The sequence below is a fragment of the Pseudomonas sp. B21-009 genome (assembly GCF_024749345.1).
Taxonomy (GTDB): Bacteria; Pseudomonadota; Gammaproteobacteria; order Pseudomonadales; family Pseudomonadaceae; genus Aquipseudomonas.
In genome coordinates, this window is record NZ_CP087199.1 from 1,199,999 (window position 1) to 1,214,703 (window position 14,705).

Annotated in this window: 17 protein-coding genes; 12 read left to right on the forward strand and 5 right to left on the reverse strand. The window is 62.8% G+C overall.

Annotation, left to right across the window (positions count from 1 at the left end; genetic code table 11):
- Nucleotides 1-7: 7 nt before the first annotated feature.
- Complete coding sequence (locus LOY34_RS05420) at nt 8-562, reverse strand: NUDIX hydrolase (RefSeq protein ID WP_195885790.1); 555 nt, start codon at nt 560-562, stop codon at nt 8-10.
- Nucleotides 563-696: 134 nt separating this feature from the next.
- Between LOY34_RS05420 and LOY34_RS05425 the strand changes: the two genes are divergently transcribed.
- The 5 genes from LOY34_RS05425 (at nt 697) to purT (ending at nt 3,868) form a co-directional block, all read left to right on the forward strand.
- The gene (locus tag LOY34_RS05425; RefSeq protein WP_010220257.1) at nt 697-1,296 is read left to right on the forward strand and encodes a CoA pyrophosphatase; all 600 of its coding nucleotides are present in this window, start codon (nt 697-699) and stop codon (nt 1,294-1,296) included.
- A gap of 43 nt (nt 1,297-1,339) precedes the next feature.
- Complete coding sequence (locus LOY34_RS05430; RefSeq protein ID WP_045196537.1) at nt 1,340-1,864, forward strand: gamma carbonic anhydrase family protein; 525 nt, start codon at nt 1,340-1,342, stop codon at nt 1,862-1,864.
- Nucleotides 1,864-2,067 (forward strand): DUF1289 domain-containing protein, encoded by a 204-nt coding sequence (locus LOY34_RS05435; RefSeq protein WP_045196539.1) that lies wholly within the window; start codon nt 1,864-1,866, stop codon nt 2,065-2,067. The genes LOY34_RS05430 and LOY34_RS05435 overlap by 1 nt, the downstream gene beginning before the upstream one ends.
- A gap of 63 nt (nt 2,068-2,130) precedes the next feature.
- Nucleotides 2,131-2,598, forward strand: a complete 468-nt coding sequence (locus LOY34_RS05440; protein ID WP_093386864.1) for a VUT family protein — start codon at nt 2,131-2,133, stop codon at nt 2,596-2,598.
- An 88-nt stretch (nt 2,599-2,686) separates the two neighbouring features.
- A complete protein-coding gene (gene purT / locus LOY34_RS05445; protein WP_093386859.1) occupies nt 2,687-3,868 on the forward strand; it encodes a formate-dependent phosphoribosylglycinamide formyltransferase in 1,182 nt (393 codons plus the stop codon).
- A 59-nt stretch (nt 3,869-3,927) separates the two neighbouring features.
- On the opposite strand, the gene LOY34_RS05450 is transcribed toward purT, so the two are convergent.
- The 3 genes from LOY34_RS05450 to LOY34_RS05460 form a co-directional block, all read right to left on the reverse strand.
- Nucleotides 3,928-5,232, reverse strand: coding sequence for an MFS transporter (locus tag LOY34_RS05450; protein WP_093386854.1), 1,305 nt, complete (start codon nt 5,230-5,232; stop codon nt 3,928-3,930).
- Between the two features lie 267 nt (nt 5,233-5,499).
- Nucleotides 5,500-6,714: a transporter associated domain-containing protein gene (locus LOY34_RS05455; RefSeq protein WP_195885792.1), complete on the reverse strand. Its 1,215-nt coding sequence runs from the start codon at nt 6,712-6,714 to the stop codon at nt 5,500-5,502.
- A 13-nt stretch (nt 6,715-6,727) separates the two neighbouring features.
- Nucleotides 6,728-7,540, reverse strand: a complete 813-nt coding sequence (locus LOY34_RS05460) for an inner membrane protein YpjD (RefSeq protein ID WP_045196549.1) — start codon at nt 7,538-7,540, stop codon at nt 6,728-6,730.
- 196 nt (nt 7,541-7,736) lie between these two features.
- Between LOY34_RS05460 and ffh the strand changes: the two genes are divergently transcribed.
- From ffh to LOY34_RS05490, 6 genes are all read left to right on the forward strand, one after another.
- A complete protein-coding gene (gene ffh, locus LOY34_RS05465) occupies nt 7,737-9,113 on the forward strand; it encodes a signal recognition particle protein (protein ID WP_195885793.1) in 1,377 nt (458 codons plus the stop codon).
- 238 nt (nt 9,114-9,351) lie between these two features.
- Nucleotides 9,352-9,603, forward strand: a complete 252-nt coding sequence (rpsP, locus tag LOY34_RS05470; protein ID WP_028942918.1) for a 30S ribosomal protein S16 — start codon at nt 9,352-9,354, stop codon at nt 9,601-9,603.
- A gap of 5 nt (nt 9,604-9,608) precedes the next feature.
- Nucleotides 9,609-10,145 (forward strand): ribosome maturation factor RimM, encoded by a 537-nt coding sequence (gene rimM, locus LOY34_RS05475; RefSeq protein ID WP_093386845.1) that lies wholly within the window; start codon nt 9,609-9,611, stop codon nt 10,143-10,145.
- 3 nt (nt 10,146-10,148) lie between these two features.
- Nucleotides 10,149-10,901, forward strand: coding sequence for a tRNA (guanosine(37)-N1)-methyltransferase TrmD (gene trmD / locus LOY34_RS05480; RefSeq protein ID WP_045196554.1), 753 nt, complete (start codon nt 10,149-10,151; stop codon nt 10,899-10,901).
- Between the two features lie 43 nt (nt 10,902-10,944).
- On the forward strand, nt 10,945-11,295 hold the full coding sequence (rplS, locus tag LOY34_RS05485) for a 50S ribosomal protein L19 (RefSeq protein WP_038996821.1): 351 nt from the start codon (nt 10,945-10,947) through the stop codon (nt 11,293-11,295).
- Between the two features lie 95 nt (nt 11,296-11,390).
- On the forward strand, nt 11,391-11,798 hold the full coding sequence (locus LOY34_RS05490) for an acyl-CoA thioesterase (protein ID WP_045196557.1): 408 nt from the start codon (nt 11,391-11,393) through the stop codon (nt 11,796-11,798).
- A gap of 74 nt (nt 11,799-11,872) precedes the next feature.
- On the opposite strand, the gene LOY34_RS05495 is transcribed toward LOY34_RS05490, so the two are convergent.
- Nucleotides 11,873-13,669: a sodium:proton antiporter gene (locus LOY34_RS05495; RefSeq protein ID WP_045196559.1), complete on the reverse strand. Its 1,797-nt coding sequence runs from the start codon at nt 13,667-13,669 to the stop codon at nt 11,873-11,875.
- A gap of 76 nt (nt 13,670-13,745) precedes the next feature.
- Between LOY34_RS05495 and xerD the strand changes: the two genes are divergently transcribed.
- Nucleotides 13,746-14,642, forward strand: coding sequence for a site-specific tyrosine recombinase XerD (gene xerD / locus LOY34_RS05500; RefSeq protein WP_195885794.1), 897 nt, complete (start codon nt 13,746-13,748; stop codon nt 14,640-14,642).
- The last annotated feature ends 63 nt before the right edge of the window (nt 14,643-14,705 follow it).

The following is a 14,705-nucleotide window of genomic DNA, read 5'->3' on the forward strand; positions in this document are numbered from 1 at the left end:
GAAAAAGCTAGGTGTTGGGTGACGAGACGAGCATGGGTGACAGGCATTCATTGCCGATCGGGAAGCGCTGCTCGATGCGGTCACGATAATAGCATTCTAGGGTACGACTGACGGTGCGGAAAGCCAGCTCGTCCCACGGGATTTCACTTTCGTCGAAAAGCCGCACTTCCAGGCTCTCTACGCCGACGGCAAAGTCCAGGTCGGCAAGCTCGGCGCGAAAGAACACGTGCACCTGGTTGATGTGCGGCAGGTCGAACAGTTGGTAGAGGCTCATGTTGCCTACGCGGGCGCAGGCTTCTTCATCGGTCTCCCGGCGCGCGGCCTGTTCGATGGTTTCGCCGTTCTCCATGAACCCGGCGGGCAAGGTCCAGTAGCCCCGGCGCGGTTCGATGGCGCGGCGGCACAACAGCACCCGGCTGCCCCAGGTCGGCAGCACCCCGGCGACGATGTTGGGGTTCTGGTAATGAATGGTCTGGCAGTGATCGCAGACATAGCGCAGGCGGGTATCGCCCTCGGGAATACGCTGAATCACCTGATTGCCGCACGCACTGCAGAATTTCATGCTTTTATTCCTGTTAGGTGCGCCTATCTTGGCGCCACTGTCCCTGCGGCCGCAAGCCGGATCGTCGCCGGGACTTGGGCGGCCCGCGGCTTTGGTGCATCATGCACGACAGGCTTTGGAATCGAGAGAGAGCAATGCTGGACGAGCTACTTCGCCGCGTGAGCAGTCATACGCCGAGTACCCTGGAGACGGACCGACGTTTTCCCGAGGCCGCTGTGTTATTGCCCATCACCCGCAGCGAAGAGCCGGAGCTGGTGTTGACCCTGCGCGCCAAGGGCTTGTCGACCCACGGCGGCGAGGTGGCCTTCCCCGGTGGTCGCCGCGATCCGGAAGACCCCGACCTGATCTTCACCGCCCTGCGTGAAGCCGAAGAAGAAATCGGCCTGCCGCCGGGCCTGGTGGAGATCATCGGCCCGTTGAGCCCGCTGATCTCGCTGCATGGGCTGAAAGTAACGCCTTTCGTCGGCCTGATTCCGGATTTTGTCGAATACCAGGCCAACGACGCCGAGATCGCTGCGGTGTTCACCGTGCCGCTGGAGTTCTTTCGCCAGGACCCGCGTGACCATACCCACCGTATCGATTATCAGGGCCGCAGTTGGTACGTGCCCAGCTACCGCTATGGCGAGTACAAGATCTGGGGGCTGTCGGCGATCATGATCGTCGAGCTGGTCAACTTGCTTTACGATGCCAACATCAGCCTGCATCAGCCGCCTGAACGCTTTACCCCCATTTGAGCGGGACCACCCGCCAGCCACGCCGCACCGTGAGGATCCACGCATGAAATACCGTCTGGGCGACCTGCGGGTCGAAACCCATCCGCGCAGCTGGGTTGCGCCGACTGCCACGCTGATCGGCAAGGTACGCCTGCAGGCCGGCGCCAACGTCTGGTTCGGCGCGGTGTTGCGCGGCGATAACGAGCTGATCGACATCGGCGAGAACAGCAACGTCCAGGACGGCACGGTGATGCACACCGACATGGGCTCGCCGCTGACCCTGGGCAAGGGCGTGACCGTCGGCCACAACGCCATGCTTCACGGCTGCACGGTCGGCGACCACAGCCTGGTCGGCATCAACGCGGTGATCCTCAACGGTGCGCGGATCGGCAAGTACTGCATCATTGGCGCCAACGCGCTGATCCCCGAAGGCAAGGAAATACCTGACGGCTCGCTGGTGATGGGCTCGCCGGGCAAGGTGGTGCGCGAACTGACCGAGGCGCAAAAGAAGATGCTTGAAGCCAGTGCCGCCCATTACGTGCACAACGCCGAGCGTTATGCCCGCGACCTGGCCCCGCAGGAGGATTGATGAGCACGCCTGAACGCCCGGTCGCCTCGCCCTGCGTGCAGATCTGCGCGCTGGATGACGCCGATATCTGCACCGGCTGCCAGCGCAGCGCCGCTGAAATCACCCGCTGGGGGCGGATGGACAACAGCGAGCGGCGCCAGGTGCTCAAACTGTGCCACGAGCGCGCGGTCGCGGCCGGGCTGATCTTCAGCGTCGGCGCATGATCCGCCGCTTGGCCGCCGGCAAGCGCTGCAGTACCCTGTAGCGCTTACCCAGCGGTCGATCCCATGTTCTTTCTGATTGCCTATATCAGCAGCGTAGTGCTGATCAACTACGCCTTCTCCAGTGCCCCGCACCTGGACGTCATCTGGTCCGCCTGGGGCGGGCTGGTGTTCATCCTGCGCGACATGGTCCAGACCCGCTTCGGCCACGGCGCGCTGCTGGCCATGCTGGCGGCCCTGGTGCTGTCCTATATCACCTCGGAGCCGGCCATCGCCCTGGCCAGCGCCACGGCCTTCGCGGTGTCCGAGCTGATCGACTGGCTGGTGTTCACCATCACCAAGCGGCCGCTGCACGATCGCCTGTGGCTGAGTTCGGCGCTGAGCATTCCGATCGACACCTTTATCTTCTTCGGCATGATCGGCGCCCTGACCCCGGCCGTGGTCGGCACCGCCATGGCCTCGAAATTCGCCGGGGTTACCGTGGTCTGGCTGGCCATGGCCTGGCGTGCGCGCAAGCGCGTGGTCACCGGCTGAGCACGGTTCATGTAAAATGGCGCTCCTTTTCACCGGGTTGCACCGAGTACGGGGCGGCCCAGGATGTTCTTCCCTCTGAGGACCTGAAATGACCCGTATCGGAACCCCATTGTCGCCGACCGCGACCCGCGTACTGCTCTGTGGCTGCGGCGAGCTGGGCAAGGAAGTGGTGATCGAGCTGCAACGCCTGGGTGTTGAAGTGATTGCCGTGGACCGTTACGCCAATGCCCCGGCCATGCAGGTGGCCCATCGCAGCCACGTGATCAACATGCTCGACGGCGCCGCCCTGCGGGCAGTGATCGAGGCCGAGAAGCCGCACTACATCGTCCCGGAAATCGAAGCCATTGCCACCGCGACCCTGGTCGAGCTGGAAAACGAAGGTTTCACCGTGGTGCCGACCGCCCGCGCCGCGCAATTGACCATGAACCGCGAAGGCATCCGTCGCCTGGCCGCCGAAGAGCTCGACCTGCCGACCTCGCCGTACCATTTCGCCGACACCTTCGAGGAATACGCCAAGGCCGTCGACGACCTCGGCTTCCCGTGCGTGGTCAAGCCGGTGATGAGTTCGTCGGGCAAGGGCCAGAGCCTGCTGCGCAGCACTGACGACGTGCAAAAGGCCTGGGACTATGCCCAGGAAGGCGGGCGTGCCGGCAAGGGCCGGGTGATCATCGAAGGCTTCATCGATTTCGACTACGAAATCACCTTGTTGACCGTTCGTCATGTCGGCGGCACCACCTTCTGCGCGCCGGTCGGCCACCGTCAGGAGAAGGGTGATTACCAGGAATCCTGGCAGCCGCAGGCGATGAGCCCGGTGGCCCTGGCTGAATCCGAGCGGGTGGCCAAAGCGGTGACCGAGGCGCTGGGCGGCCGCGGCCTGTTCGGTGTCGAGCTGTTCGTCAAAGGCGACCAGGTGTGGTTCAGCGAAGTCTCGCCACGCCCGCATGACACCGGCCTGGTGACCCTGATTTCCCAGGACCTGTCGCAGTTCGCCCTGCATGCGCGGGCGATCCTGGGCTTGCCGATCCCGCTGATCCGTCAGTTCGGCCCGTCGGCGTCGGCGGTGATCCTGGTGGAAGGCCAGTCGCAGCAGACCGCCTTCGCCAACCTCGGTGCTGCCCTGAGCGAGCCGGATACCGCCATTCGCCTGTTCGGCAAGCCTGAGGTCAACGGCCAGCGGCGCATGGGCGTATGCCTGGCCCGCGACGAGTCGATCGAAGCCGCCCGGGCCAAGGCCACCCGTGCTTCGCAGGCGGTCAAGGTAGAGTTCTAAGCAATCGCGGGGCAAGCCCGCTCCTACACCGGTAGGAGCGGGCTTGCCCCGCGATGATTTTACAGCTCCGAGTGGCGCGTCTCTTTCAGGCACAACACCGCAATCAGGCTCAGCACAGCTGCCGCCGAGACATAGCCGCCGACCCAGCTCAAACCGCCCATGGCCACCAGCTTCTGGGCAAAGAACGGTGCCGCCGAGGCGCCGACGATCCCGCCCAGGTTGTAGGCTGCCGACGCCCCGGTGTAACGCACGTGAGTGGGGAACAGCTCAGGCAGCAAGGCGCCCATCGGCGCAAAGGTCACGCCCATCAAAAACAGCTCGATGGCCAGGAACAATGCCACCCCCGTGGTCGAACCCGAGGTCAGCAGCGGCTCCATGGTAAAGCCCGAGGCAATGGCCAGCACAGCGCCGACAATCAGCACCGGCTTGCGCCCGTAACGGTCGCTGAGCCAGGCCGACAGTGGCGTGGCCAGGGCCATGAACAGCACCGCGAAGCACAGCAGGCCGAGGAAGGTCTCGCGACTGTAACCCAAGGTCGAGACGCCATAGCTGAGCGAGAACACCGTCGAGATGTAAAACAGCGCATAGCACACCACCATGGCCGCCGCGCCCAGCAGGGTGGGGGCCCAGTACTGGGCGAAGAGCTCGACCACCGGCATCTTCACCCGCTCGTGGCGAGCCACGGCCTTGGCGAACACCGGGGTTTCTTCGAGCTTCAGGCGTACATACAGACCGACCATCACCAGCACGGCGCTGAGCAGGAACGGAATGCGCCAGCCCCAACTGCGGAATTGCTCATCGGTCAGCAGCATGGCCAGGGTCAGGAACAGGCCGTTGGCCGCCAGAAAACCGATCGAAGGGCCTAGCTGCGGGAACATGCCGAACCAGGCGCGCTTGCCCTTGGGCGCGTTCTCGGTGGCCAGCAACGCCGCGCCGCCCCATTCACCGCCAAGTCCAAGCCCCTGGCCGAAGCGCAACACGCAAAGCAGGATCGGCGCCCAGGCGCCAATGCTGTCATAGCCAGGCAGCACGCCAATCAAGGTGGTACACACGCCCATCAGCAGCAAGGATGCGACCAGGGTCGATTTACGGCCGATACGGTCGCCAAAGTGACCGAACAGCGCCGAACCCAGGGGCCGGGCCAGGAAGGCGATACCGAAGGTCAGGAACGCCGAGAGCATCTGTGCGGTGCCGGAGGTCTGTGGGAAGAACACCGGGCCGATCACCAGCGCCGCCGCGGTGGCGTACACGTAGAAGTCGTAGAACTCGATGGCGGTGCCGATGAAGCTGGCGGTGGCAACCCGTGCCGGCGAGTTGCCGGGGCTGGCCTGGGCGGTTTCGGGGTAGGTGCTGCTGGTGGTCATGCGATTATCCCTGTCAGTCGAGAGCTCCATGGGCATCGCCGCCGGCCGGGTACGAACAGGCAGGCACGGGCGTGCGCCGAAGCAAATTGTTATGGTCGCGTGACGAAACATACGCCCGTTGGGGATGGGGGCGGGCGCGGGCAAGGCTCGGGGTGTGAACCAGTACCGCTATTGCGCGCAATGTTCAGTCAGGCTGACTGGCCGTGTGACGCCGGTGCGGGTAGCGGGCGAGACGGCTGGGGCTGGGTAAGCGTGTGGCCAGTATAGCTAGCGCTTGAGCGTCCAGACCAGTATGCGGCTGGCACAATTGTCCTCGGTTTCGAGGATTTCCAGGCGATAACGGCCGATTTTCAGGCACACGGCGCTTGCCGGGATGCTTTCCAGGGCTTCGGTGACCAGGCCGTTGAGGGTCTTCGGCCCGTCGCTGGGCAGGTGCCAGCCCAGGGTGCGGTTGAGCTCGCGGATCGACACGTTGCCTTCGATGACAAAGCGCCCGTCGGCCTGGGGGTGGATATGCGGGTTGTCGAGGCTGTGTTCGTCTTCGAACTCGCCGACGATTTCTTCGAGGATGTCTTCCAGGGTGACGATGCCGAGCACTTCACCGTACTCGTCGACCACCACGCCCAGGCGCCGCTGCTGCTTGTGGAAATTCAGCAATTGCAACTGCAACGGGGTGCTTTCTGGCACGAAGTAGGGTTCGTAGCAGGCCGCCTGCAGGGTGTCGCGAGTCAGTTCGGCCTTGGGCAGCAGGTGGCTGATCAGCTTGGTATTGAGGATCGCCTCCACCTGGTTGATATCGCTGTGGTAGACCGGCAGGCGGGTGTGGCGGCTGATGATCAACTGCTCGATGATTGCCTCTATCGGCTCGTCGAGGTTGATGCCGTCGACATCGTTGCGCGGCACGAGGATGTCGTTGACGGTGATTTTGTCCAGCGCCAGCAGGCTTTCCGGCAGGTTCAGGCGCTGGTCGGCATCCGGCTCGTCGGCGGCGTAGCTGTCGCTGTCGTCGTTGTCGTGCAGCGCTACCGCATGGCTTTGCACCCGGAACGGGCGCAGCAGCACCCGCGCGCAGCCATCGAGCAGCCAGGCCAGGGGCTGCAACAGCTTGAGCGGCACTTTGAGCAAGCTGTTGCCCAGGCCGATGAAGGCCTGCGGATTGCGCCTGGCCAGCTGTCGCGGCAGGTATTCGGCAACGATCAAAAGTACGGCGGCAGCGCCCAGGCCGGCCAGCCAGAAACCGTGCTCGCCGCTGTAGCGCTGGCCCATCAGGCAGGCCAGGGCCAATACCAGCAGCTTGCCCAGGGTCGAGCACAGCACCAGGGCCTGAGGGGTTACGGCAAGTTCGGGGTGCTCGCCGGTCTGCGGGTTGCGCCGGCCACCGTTGAGTTGCTGCTGGGCGGCGTCCACTGCGGTGAACAGCGCCGACCACAGCAGTGCCAGTGCCAATACGCCGAGTAGCGGTCCTAACGGCAGAGCGTCCATTTACCTGTGCCCGTCAGATATGCAGGATGAATTCGCGTACCAGCTTGCTGCCGAAATAGGCCAGCATCAGCAGGCAGAAGCCGGCCAGGGTCCAGCGGATCGCCTTGTGCCCGCGCCAGCCGAGGCGGGTGCGGCCCCACAGCAATACGCTGAAGACGATCCAGGCCAGGCACGCCAGCAGGGTTTTATGCACCAGGTGCTGGGCGAACAGGTTGTCGAGGAACAGCCAGCCGGACAGCAGTGACAGCGACAGCAGGCCCCAGCCGGCCCAGAGGAAGCCGAACAGCAGGCTTTCCATGGTTTGCAGCGGCGGGAAGTTCTTGATCAGCCCGGAGGGGTGCTTGTGCTTGAGCTGGTGATCCTGCAACAGCAGCAGCAGGGACTGCACCACGGCGATGGTGAACATGCCATAGGCCAGGATCGACAGCAGGATATGCGCGAGGATGCCCGGCTCTTCGTTGATCAGCGGCACCGTGCCCGACGGCGCGAACTGGGCGATCAGCGCCGTGGCCATGCCCAGCGGGAACAGCAACAGCAGCAGGTTCTCCACCGGGATGCGCAGGCAGGCCAGCAGGGTCAGGGCGATCACCGCGGTGGCGATCAGGCTGGCGGCGCTAAAGAAGTCCAGGCTCAGGCCCAGGGGCGTGAGCAGTTGCCAGAACAGCGCAGTGCCCTGGGCAATGACCGCCAGCGCGCCAAGCAGGCCGAGCAGGCGTTTGTCGGCCTTGGTGCCCTGGGCCAGGCGTGAGCCTTGATAGAAGGTCGCGGCGGCATACAGGCAGGCGGCGATGAGATTGGGTAGCAAGCTGGGTGACAAGGGGAGCATAAGTCCTGTTAGGCAAGCCCGAAAGGGACTGAGTTTGGCATAGATCGCGCCCGCCTAGGAAGACTGCCAGCCGACGGCATGGTGTGCGCTGGGCCAAGTCTTCGTTATAATCGCCGGCCTGCCCCTGCCCAAGGCCGGCCGAATACGCCAGAGGCAGCTGATAAACCTCGGTTCTACAGAGCCCGAAAGGATCACCATGTTTGAAAACCTGACCGACCGTCTGTCACAGACGCTGCGCCATGTCACCGGCAAGGCCAAGCTGACCGAAGACAACATCAAAGACACCCTGCGTGAAGTGCGCATGGCGTTGCTCGAGGCTGACGTCGCCCTGCCGGTGGTCAAGGATTTCGTCAACAAGGTCAAGGAGCGTGCGGTCGGCACCGAGGTGTCGCGCAGCCTGACCCCGGGCCAGGCGTTCGTGAAGATCGTCCAGGCTGAGCTTGAAGGCCTGATGGGCGCCGCCAACGAAGACCTGGCGCTCAACGCCGCACCGCCTGCGGTAGTGCTGATGGCCGGTCTGCAGGGCGCGGGCAAGACCACCACCGCCGGCAAGCTGGCGCGCTTTCTTAAAGAGCGCAAGAAAAAGACCGTGATGGTGGTCTCGGCCGACGTCTACCGTCCGGCGGCGATCAAGCAGCTGGAAACCCTGGCGGGCGACATCGGCGTGACCTTCTTCCCGTCGGATATCAGCCAGAAGCCGGTGGCCATCGCTGAGGCGGCGATCCGCGAAGCCAAGCTCAAGTTCATCGACGTGGTCATCGTCGACACCGCCGGCCGTCTGCACATCGACGCCGAAATGATGACCGAGATCAAGGACCTGCACGCTGCGGTCAAGCCGATCGAGACGCTGTTCGTGGTCGACGCCATGACCGGCCAGGACGCCGCCAATACGGCCAAGGCGTTCGGCGATGCGCTGCCGCTGACCGGGGTGATCCTCACCAAGGTCGACGGTGACGCCCGTGGCGGTGCCGCGCTGTCGGTGCGCGCCATTACCGGAAAGCCGATCAAGTTCATCGGTATGGGCGAGAAGAGCGACGCGCTCGAGCCGTTCCACCCCGACCGTATCGCTTCGCGCATCCTGGGCATGGGCGACGTGCTCAGCCTGATCGAGCAGGCCGAACAGACCCTCGACAAGGACAAGGCCGACAAACTGGCCAAGAAGCTGAAGAAGGGCAAGGGCTTCGACCTCGAAGACTTCCGCGACCAGCTGCAACAAATGAAGAACATGGGTGGCCTGGGCGGCCTGATGGACAAGCTGCCGAGCATCGGCGGTGTCAACTTGGCCCAGATGGGCAGCGCCCAGGGCGTCGCCGAGAAGCAGTTCAAGCAGATGGAAGCGATCATCAACTCGATGACCCCGGCCGAGCGCCGCGACCCTGAGCTGATCAGCGGTTCGCGCAAACGCCGTATCGCCCTTGGTTCCGGCACCCAGGTGCAGGACATCGGCCGTCTGATCAAGCAGCACAAGCAGATGCAGAAGATGATGAAGAAGTTTTCTGCCAAAGGCGGCATGGCCAAGATGATGCGCGGCCTGGGTGGCATGATGCCCGGCGGCGGCATGCCCAAACTGTAACCCTATTCGCATCGGCGGCCTGGAAACGGGCCGACGATCGGACTCCCGCCCCGGCGGGAACAACGCAGCCTTTATATAGAGGCTGTACGAAGCGCAGATCTGCAGGCTGTCCTTTTTACCTGGCGTAAAAAGGCATTTGCAAAAGTCCGTGTATTCCTTGAGAATATGCGGCCTTTCGGGCACCCGTGTGCCCGCTGTGCATTATGATTTGCAGCACCGACTACAGGAACGATGTTCAATGCTAACCATCCGTCTTGCCCGTGGTGGCTCTAAAAAGCGCCCATTCTACACCCTGACCGTGACCGACTCGCGTAACCCGGTTACCGGTTCGCACATCGAGCAGGTTGGTTTCTTCAACCCTATCGCTCGTGGCCAGGAAGTTCGCCTGTCCGTTAAACAAGACCGCGTTGCTCACTGGCTGAGCGTTGGCGCACAGCCATCCGAGCGCGTTGCAAAACTGCTGAAAGATGCTGCTAAGGCTGCTGCCTGAATAGTATGAGCGCGACGCCAGAAAAAGCTGATGACCTGATCGTCGTTGGCAAGATTTTTTCGGTTCACGGCGTTCGCGGCGAGGTAAAGGTCTTTTCCTTTACCGATCCGATTGAAAACCTGTTGGATTACCGTAACTGGACGCTTCGGCACGAAGGGAAGGTAAAACAGGTCGAGCTGGTCAGTGGCCGTTCCACTCAAAAGGACCTGGTCGCCAAGCTCAAAGGCCTCGACGATCGTGATGAAGCCCGTCTTCTGAGCGGTTATGAGATTTGTATCTCGCGTAGCCTTTTGCCCAACCTGTCTGCCGACGAGTACTACTGGTACCAGTTGGTGGGTCTGAAAGTCATCAATCAGGACGAACAGCTGTTCGGCACGATTGATCACCTGTTGGAGACCGGCGCGAACGATGTAATGGTGGTCAAGCCCTGCGCGGGCAGCCTGGATGATCGAGAACGCCTGTTGCCCTATACCGAGCAATGCGTGTTGAAGATCGACCTGGTTGCAGGCGAAATGAGGGTCGAATGGGACGCGGACTTCTAAGCAATGGCCAGCCTGCGCGTAGACGTCATCACGCTGTTCCCCGAGATGTTCTCGGCCATCAGTGAGTACGGCATTACCAGCCGCGCGGTGAAACAGGGGTTGTTGCAACTGACCTGCTGGAACCCGCGGGACTACACCACAGATCGTCACCATACGGTAGATGATCGGCCGTTTGGCGGTGGTCCGGGCATGGTGATGAAGATCAAGCCTCTGGAAGACGCCCTGGTGAATGCCAGGCAGGCAACCGGAGAGGCGGCAAAGGTGATTTACCTGAGCCCACAAGGCCGCAAGCTGACTCAGTCGGCGGTCAAAGACCTGGCGAAGCACGAATCGTTGATTCTGATAGCCGGTCGATATGAAGGCATCGACGAGCGCTTTATTGAAGCTCATGTCGATGAAGAGTGGTCGATTGGAGACTATGTCCTGTCTGGCGGCGAGCTGCCGGCGATGGTCCTGATCGATGCGGTTACACGACTGCTGCCTGGAGCTTTAGGGCATGCGGACTCGGCGCAGGAAGATTCCTTCACCGATGGTCTGCTTGATTGCCCGCACTACACCCGACCTGAGGTGTATGCGGATCAGCGTGTTCCCGACGTGTTGCTTAGTGGCAACCATGCACACATCCGGCGATGGCGTTTACAGCAGTCCCTTGGGCGGACCTATGAACGACGCGTCGATCTTCTGGAAAGTCGCTCACTTTCTGGAGAAGAGAAGAAGCTGCTGGCGGAATACCTCCGTGAGCGGGACGATAGTTAACGTATCGATGGTAAATCCAGCTGATTTACCTTAGGAGCACAGCATGACCAACAAAATCATTCTTGCACTCGAAGCAGAGCAGATGACCAAAGAGATCCCGACCTTTGCCCCGGGCGACACCATCGTCGTTCAGGTGAAAGTGAAGGAAGGTGATCGTTCGCGTCTGCAGGCATTCGAAGGCGTTGTCATCGCCAAGCGTAACCGTGGTGTGAACAGTGCTTTCACCGTTCGCAAGATCTCCAACGGTGTTGGCGTTGAGCGTACTTTCCAGACCTACAGCCCGCAAATCGACAGCCTGGCCGTGAAACGTCGTGGTGACGTGCGTAAAGCCAAGCTGTACTACCTGCGCGACCTGTCCGGTAAAGCCGCTCGCATCAAGGAAAAACTGTCCTGAGGACAGCTTGACCGGTGGCTACGGCCACCATGCGAAAAAAGCAGCCTTCGGGCTGCTTTTTTGTTGTCTGAAATTTGTCGTCCAATGTGAAGCCCATGACCTCAAGAGAGCAGGAAATCGAGCGCCGCACCGAACTGTCGGTGACCCGCGTGACCAAGGCGGTATTCCCGTCCACCACCAACCACCACAACACCCTGTTCGGCGGCACCGCGCTGGCCTGGATGGACGAAGTCTCGTTCATTGCTGCCACGCGTTTCTGCCGCTTGCCGCTGGTAACGGTGTCGACCGACCGTATCGACTTCAAGCACCCGATTGCCGCCGGCTCCATCGTCGAGCTGGTCGGGCGGGTGGCGACAGTGGGTAACACCAGCCTCAAGGTCGAGGTCGAAGTGTTTGTCGAAAGCATGAGCTGCGACAGTCGCGAAAAGGCCATCCATGGCCTGTTCAGCTTTGTCGCCATCGATGAAGACAAGCGCCCGGTGCCGGTATTGCCCGGGTTCTGACCATCCTGTAGGAGCGGGCTTGCCCCGCGATAATGTGTAGACTTCACCGGCCTTATCGCGGGGCAAGCCCGCTCCTACTGCGGCTGAATCAACGCCACCAGCGTCCACCCAGGCCCGGGCTTGAGCAGGCTGTCCGGCCCGAACACGTGCACCCAGCCACTGCCATCGCGGGCAAACAGCAAGATCGCCCGCTCGCCATGCAGGGCCTGGTAGTCCGCCCAGCCAAAGCCTTCGGTGAGGTTGGTGCTATAGAGCTCGGCGCCATTGTTCAGCAATCCGGCCAACTGCCCGTAGGTCAGCGGCTGGCTTCCTAGCGTCTGCCCGCGGTGCTCATCGCTGGCGCGGTGCTTGTCGCTGCGCTTGGCCTCAAGGCCACTGGCCAGGACAAACAGCCGCTGCGGGCCAAAGTCGTGGCGAAAGCGCGTGCAGGCCAGGGTGTTGAGCTCACCTGCCGGTGACAACCCGAGCAAATGCCCCAGGCCTACCAGGTCCAGGTGGGCATCGGCATGCTGCGAGGCGGGGTGGCCGAAGTAGGTTGGCAAGCCGTCCATGCGTGCCGCGCGGATGTTCTCCCAGCTGGAATCGGCCAGCAGCACCCGGCAATCGAGCTGTTGCAAAGCCTTGGCCACAGCGCGGGCCGGCGGGTTGGCGCCGACGATCAAAAAACCGCTGGGGGCAGGTTCGGCAACCTTGAGCAGGCGTGCCAAGGGCCGCGAAGTGGCGCTCTGCAGCACCACGGTGCCGATGATCACCGCGAAGGTCAATGGCACCAGCAGCAGTGCGCCTTCATGCCCGGCTTCATCCAGGCGGATGGCAAAGATCGCCGACACCGCGGCGGCAACGATACCGCGCGGGGCGATCCAGGCCAGCAGGGCGCGTTCGCGCCAGTTCAATTGCGAGCCGAAGGTCGACAGCGCGACGTTAAGCGGCCGGGCCACGAACTGAATGATCAGCAGCAGGGCCAGCACCGCCGGGCCCAGGCCGATCAGGGCATTGAGGTCCAGACGCGCGGCCAGGAGGATGAACAGCCCGGAGATCAGCAGCACGCTGAGGTTCTCTTTGAAGTGCAGGATCTGCCGGACATCCACGCCCTTCATGTTGGCCAGCCACATGCCCATGAGGGTGACCGCCAGCAGCCCCGACTCATGCATCACCTGGTTGGCACCAATGAAAATCCCCAGCACCGCCGCCAGCGACGCCAGGTTGTGCAAATACTCCGGCAGCCATTGGTGACGCATCACCTGGCCGAGCAGCCAGCCGCCGGCCACGCCGAACGCGCTGCCGCAGACAATCACCCCGGCAAAGGTCACCAGGCTATGGCTCAGGCCGTCGCCGGCGGCGCTGGCGATGATGAAGCTGTAGACCACCACCGCCAGCAGCGCGCCGATCGGGTCGATAACGATGCCTTCCCAGCGCAGGATGTTGGCGATCGTTGCCTTGGGCCGTACCACTCGAAGCATCGGCACGATCACCGTCGGCCCGGTCACCAGGGTCAGGGTGCCGAACAAGGTTGCCAGCAGCCAGTCGAAGCCCAGCAGCCAGTGAGTGGCCAGGGTGATTACCAGCCAGGTCGACAGCGCGCCGAGGGTGACCATGCGCTGCACCACGCTGCCGATGTCTTTCCATTGCGACAGGTGCAGGGTCAGGCTGCCTTCGAACAGGATCAGCGCCACCGCCAGCGACACCAACGGCATCAGCAATGGGCCGAACAGTTCCTGTGGGTCGAGCCAGCCGAGCAACGGGCCGGCGAGGATGCCGCTGAGCAGCAGGAAAAGGATCGCCGGCAGCTTCAGGCGCCAGGCCAGCCATTGGCAGCACAGCGCTGCCAAACCTATCCCGCCAAATGCCAGCAATATCTGTTGTTCGTTCATTCGGGCTCCCTATGCCGGCAGTGTTATGGAAGACTAGCGGCAATTCGTCGTTTTCGTCGCTTGCCGCAGAGTTGTCATGCCCGCTATTGAACATCCGCTTATCGATCAGTTCCTGGACGCCCTGTGGCTGGAGAAGGGCCTGGCCGACAACACCCGCGATTCCTACCGCAGCGACCTGGCGCTGTTCAACGGCTGGCTCACGGAGCAGGGCGTCGAGCTGCCCAATGCCGGGCGCGAACTGATCCTCGATCACCTGGCCTGGCGCCTGGAGCAGGGCTACAAGCCACGCTCGACCGCGCGTTTTCTCTCCGGGGTGCGAGGCTTCTATCGCTACCTGCTGCGGGAAAAACTGATCGGCATTGACCCGACCCTGCAGGTGGAAATGCCGCAACTGGGGCGGCCATTGCCCAAATCCCTGTCGGAAGCCGACGTCGAAGCCTTGCTGCAGGCACCGGACCTGAGCGAGCCGATCGGCCAGCGCGACCGCGCCATGCTTGAAGTGCTGTATGCCTGTGGCTTGCGTGTCACCGAACTGGTCAGCCTGACCCTCGATCAGGTCAACCTGCGCCAGGGCGTGCTGCGGGTGATGGGCAAGGGCAGCAAGGAGCGCCTGGTGCCCATGGGTGAAGAGGCGGTGGTGTGGATTGAGCGCTACCTGCGTGACGGCCGTAACGAACTGCTCGGCGGGCGTCCCAGCGATGTATTGTTCCCCAGCCTGCGCGGCGAGCAGATGACCCGTCAGACCTTCTGGCACCGCATCAAGCACCAGGCGCTGGTGGCCGGTATCGACAAGAGCCTGTCGCCGCACACCCTGCGCCATGCCTTCGCCACTCACCTGCTCAACCACGGCGCCGACTTGCGCGTGGTGCAGATGCTGCTCGGCCACAGCGACCTGTCGACCACCCAGATCTACACCCATGTGGCCCGCGCGCGGCTGCAGGAACTACACGCTTTGCATCACCCTCGGGGTTGACGCTCGGACGCTCTTCCAGCAGATTCCGACACCTCAAACGCTCGATAGGGAAATCAAGCATGC